Raw genomic sequence first — 4,688 nt, 5'->3', positions numbered from 1 at the left:
CTTGTCGTATCACCACTGGTGCTGATATTAACAAGCTGGTAAGAATAATGATTATTTTGTAATTCCTTATTGAGTAAGCTAACCCAGCCTTTTTCTTCATCGATACCATAGCCTGCACTCAAACTATCACCAAGCACAACAATCGTTTTTGCATGCATTGGTGCTATGATAAAAATTAATAGGAATATTGCTAGGATAGCGGATTTCATGAATAGTCAGGATGTTGTCATTCGCTTGGATAAAATAAATTTTATAGTAATGAGTGGCTCTAGTCATCTGCATATTTTGAAAGATATTAGTTTAGAAATCCAAGCGGGAGCCACTATTTCCATTACTGGAGCATCTGGTTCAGGCAAAACTTCTTTATTAAATATTATGGCAGGTTTAGATGTTCCCACCTCAGGTCAGGTCTATTATGGATCACAAGAAATAACAAGCTTGGGCGAAGATGAACGAGCCAAATTGCGAGCTAACCGCGTTGGATTTATTTTTCAATCTTTTCAATTGCTTACTAACTTAACTGCGTTAGAAAATATTATGTTGCCATTGGAGATTCAACATCGAAAAGAGGCCTTACCTTTGGCGATGTATTGGCTTGGTAAAGTGGGTTTAAGACATCGAGGCGAACATTATCCACTCCAATTGTCGGGTGGTGAACAGCAGCGAGTTGCTATTGCTAGAGCGTTTGCTGCAGCTCCAGATGTGCTTTTTGCCGATGAACCTACTGGTAATTTGGATAAAAGAACAGGGCAAACAATAGCTGATTTACTCTTTGATCTGAACAAGCAACATCAGACAACGTTAGTAATTGTTACGCATGATGAGAGTCTAGCGAAGCGTTGTCAGCTGCATTGGCCTCTTGATGATGGAAAATTGATATGTTGAAGACACCCTTAACTGTACAGTCAGTGCTACGGGATTGGCGGAGTGGTGAGTTGACTCTTTTGTCCCTGGCTTTAGTGATTGCTGTTACTTGTGTGAGTGCATTAACTATTTTTGCTGGAATGGTGAATCAACAATTAGTGCAGGAAGCTTCACAAATGCTAGGCGCAGATTTGGTTGTTAGAAGTAGTGTGCCGATTTCTTCGCAGTGGTTTATCAAGGCTGAAGAGCTGGGATTGAAGCAAACAACTACGTTAACTTTCTTAAGTATGGTAGCTCATAACGATAATTTGCAACTGGCCCAAATTAAGTCGATCAAGGCTCCTTATCCCCTGTTAGGGGAGTTAAAAATTGCTAATACCTTATCTGAACAAACACACAGCATACATGGTGTACCTGAAAACGGTACAGTTTGGTTAAGTCCTCGTTTACTGCCCTTGTTAAATATCGCTGTAGGTGAGAGGTTAACTATTGGAGCAGCAGATTTTACAGTAGTTGCATTGTTGATAGAAGAGCCTGGTCAGACAGGAGATTGGTTTAATATTTCGCCAAGAATCATGATGAATCAGGCTGATATTCTCAAAACCAAGGTTGTTCAGCCAGGTAGTAATTTAGCTTACCGCTGGCTACTAACCGGTGAGAAAAATAGCATTGAACAATTAAAATATTATTTAAAAGATAAACTGACAGAACAGCAGGAGTTAGCTGATGGAACCTCAAATCTCTCTGTTACTCAAACGATCCAACGTACTTTGGATTATCTTAATTTAGGCACTTTAATGAGCCTGGTATTAGCTGGTGTGGCGATTAGTATGGCTAGTCTTCGTTATAGTCAGCGTCATACACAGCAGGTTGCAATTTTACGCTGCTTTGGAGCCTCTCAACGCCAGATTATTGGTGTTTATTTAGGTAGTATTCTTTTTTAGGATTTATCTCTTGCTTGTTGGGTGTTTCTCTGGGCTATATTTTACAGCCTTTATTGAAACAATGGCTAAGTGGCTTATTGCCACAATTTAAGGTGCATTTAACCATAAAGCCGGCTTTGTTAAGTGTTACTACTGGCATGGTCGTTTTGTTATGTTTTTCGTTAATGAATATTTTAAAACTGCGTCATGTGACAGCAGCTACTATTTTGCGTAAAGAGAAATTGGCCTGGACCACTGAAACCTGGTTGGGTTATGGCCTGGCTTTTTTATTGCTTGCTGGACTTGCTTATTTTTATACGCATTCCTGGCGTCTCACACTAAGTGTCCTATATACCTGTTTGGGATTTATTGCGGTAGTTACAGGTAGTTTATGGCTTATTTTTAATTATTTGATCAAGATTAAACATTATATCCATCTTAATTGGCGTTTTGGTTTTGCGAACATTGCGAGAAATCTTGCCAATAGTTCTTTGCAAGTGATCGGCATTGGTTTGGCTTTAACAGCAATCCTGAGTTTATATATCCTTAGGAACGATTTAATACATAATTGGCAGCAGCAATTATCTGATACTGCGGCTAATTACTTTATTGTTAATATTGAACCTAACCAAGTTGAGGCATTAACTCAATTTTTAGCGAAAAATGATATTAGGACCTCCAATCTTTATCCTATGGTTAGAGGACGATTGATCGCTATTAATGGTCAGCCAGTGCAACGATTGTTTGGCGAAAAAATGAAAGAGATTAATGCATTGCAGCGAGAAATTAACTTGTCATGGACTTCTGCATTACCTCAAGATAACAAAATTGTAGCTGGATATTGGTCAGTAGCTGATAAAACGGAAAATTGGGTATCTATAGAGCAGGGAGTGGCTAATCAGCTGGGTTTAAAATTACAGGATGTTATGACTTTTCGAATTGGAATAACAACTATTTCTACCAAGGTCACTAGTATTCGTACGGTCGATTGGGCTGGATTTACACCTAATTTTTTATGTTATTCAGGCCAGGTCTCCTTAACGATTTTCCACAAACGTATATTGCCAGTATTTATCTGAAAAGCAGTCAGCAAAAAGTGTTAAATGCTCTTGTTACTCAATTTCCTAATATTACTATCATCGACATTGCAAATATATTAAATAAAATTCATTCTATCTTTGATAATACGAGCAAGGCCATTAATTTTATGGCTTTTTTGGTGCTTTAGCAGGTTTAATCATTGTGATCTTAGCCATGTTGTCTTTTAGTGGTTTAAAACAGAAAGAAACTCAAATTCTGAAAATCTTGGGCATGGGACAGAGACAGCTCATTTGGATCCAAAGTAGTGAATCGTTAATCATCGGTTTTTATGCAGGATTATTGGCTGTCACTACTGCAATACTTATCAATCAATACCTGGCCATCTTTATATTGGATATTGTTTTAACTACGCGCTGGCATTTCTTCATTATCGTACCGATTATGACCGCTTTCTTAACTTTTTAGTCAACAGTTTAGTGTTGTTGAGTCAATATCAAAAGCAACGATTAACACGCTTGTAACAAGGCTTCTAAGGTACTACAAAATTGGTCGATTTCTTCTTCATTGTTGTAATAATGAATGGATGCACGGACTAAAGCGGGTAAATTTCTTTGCGCCAAATCCAGGCGAGCGTATTCCTGCAGGGAAACCGAGACATTAATTTTTTGCTTGTTTAATTCTTGTTGTATAACAGCTGGTGTTATTTTTTACAAGTGAACGTAACGATACCACATTGATGTTGACCGAGGTCGCGCAATTCTAGTGACGGTAGGGTGGCTAATTGTTGGCGTAATCGTGTTGCGAGATATTGAATCCTTTGCCAAATAACATCAATACCAAGTCCAAGCGCGTACTCAATGGCTACACCCAAACCAATTTTAGCAGCAATGTTTTGTTCCCAGGTTTCAAAACGACGTGCATCTGTGCGTAGTTGGTAGTCATTATCACTAATCCAGCGAGCAGCATGCAGATCGATAAAAGGGGGGCGTATTGGGAAAGGATTGAATCACGAGCGTATAAAAAACCAGTTCCGCGCGGGCCGCGCAAGTACTTACGGCCACTAGCGCACAGAAAAATCACAACCAATTTCTTCGACGTCAATAGGCATTTGGCCAATGGATTGTGTGGTATCCACTAAATAGGGAATTCCGTGCTGTTTAGCGATTTTACCTACCTTAGCAATCGGATTAATAAGGCCGCCTTGGGTTGGTACATGGGTGATGGCTATTAATTTAACTCGCTTATCTATCTTTTGTTGTAAATCCGCTAAATCAAGTTGACCATAACGGTCATTAGCGATAACTTCAATCTTGACACCGACTCGTTTTGTCATATGAAGGAATGCGAGGTAATTACTGGCGTACTCACAACATGCGGTAAGAATACGATCACCCATGTTAAATTGAAAGCTATAAAAAGCCATTTCCCACGCTCGGGTAGCATTATCGACAAAGGCGATTTCTTGAGATTTACAATGGATTAAGCGGGCGGCATTAGTATATAGTTTTTCGGTTTGAGGTAGATGAAGCGCTGCTGCTTCATAACCGCCTGTGGTAGCTTCTAAATCAAGATGTTCTTTCATCGCGGTTATTACAGGATTGGGTGATAACGCCGCCCCTGCATTATTGAAGTGCACTACCTGTTGGCATCCTGGTGTATCGGCACGCAATTTATTAATTGGTAAGTGATACATACCTTTAAGATCTTGCTGATTCCTCATACGAATAAACTATCATAGCATTTTTCGTCTTTTACAAAGCAGCTAGCGGCGCTCTTAGTTGAAAGATACTTGGTACTCATTTATTTTTCCTTTGAGCTTTCAGCTAAATGGTTTCTTTATTGTTTGACTGCCTTGGTAAT

4 protein-coding genes and 2 pseudogenes are annotated in these 4,688 nt (G+C 39.1%); 4 read left to right on the top strand and 2 right to left on the bottom strand.

Features of this window, described 5'->3' with window-relative positions:
• Positions 1-158 (bottom strand): SGNH/GDSL hydrolase family protein (locus tag BN58_RS37060; protein ID WP_332247981.1); only part of this gene is annotated, 158 nt, incomplete at its 3' end.
• Positions 159-207: 49 nt separating this feature from the next.
• On the opposite strand from BN58_RS37060, the gene BN58_RS12720 reads away from it, so the two are divergent.
• The 4 genes and pseudogenes from BN58_RS12720 to BN58_RS12700 form a co-directional block, all read left to right on the top strand.
• Positions 208-885: an ABC transporter ATP-binding protein gene (locus tag BN58_RS12720; protein ID WP_019217160.1), complete on the top strand. Its 678-nt coding sequence runs from the start codon at positions 208-210 to the stop codon at positions 883-885.
• Complete coding sequence (locus tag BN58_RS12715) at positions 879-1,808, top strand: ABC transporter permease (protein ID WP_026069455.1); 930 nt, start codon at positions 879-881, stop codon at positions 1,806-1,808. The genes BN58_RS12720 and BN58_RS12715 overlap by 7 nt, the downstream gene beginning before the upstream one ends.
• Before the next feature lie 14 nt (positions 1,809-1,822).
• Complete coding sequence (locus tag BN58_RS12710; RefSeq protein WP_026069454.1) at positions 1,823-2,866, top strand: ABC transporter permease; 1,044 nt, start codon at positions 1,823-1,825, stop codon at positions 2,864-2,866.
• A 142-nt stretch (positions 2,867-3,008) separates the two neighbouring features.
• Positions 3,009-3,293, top strand: a pseudogene (locus BN58_RS12700) (hypothetical protein); the annotation flags it as partial.
• 235 nt (positions 3,294-3,528) lie between these two features.
• Here BN58_RS12700 and BN58_RS34280 read toward each other — a convergent pair.
• Positions 3,529-4,410 (bottom strand): annotated as a pseudogene (locus tag BN58_RS34280) (aminotransferase class V-fold PLP-dependent enzyme).
• Between the last annotated feature and the right edge of the window lie 278 nt (positions 4,411-4,688).

This window comes from Legionella tunisiensis (genome assembly GCF_000308315.1).
GTDB lineage: Bacteria > Pseudomonadota > Gammaproteobacteria > Legionellales > Legionellaceae > Tatlockia > Tatlockia tunisiensis.
The sequence above is the reverse complement of the archived record's forward strand: the minus strand, read 5'-3'. Positions and strand labels throughout refer to the sequence as shown.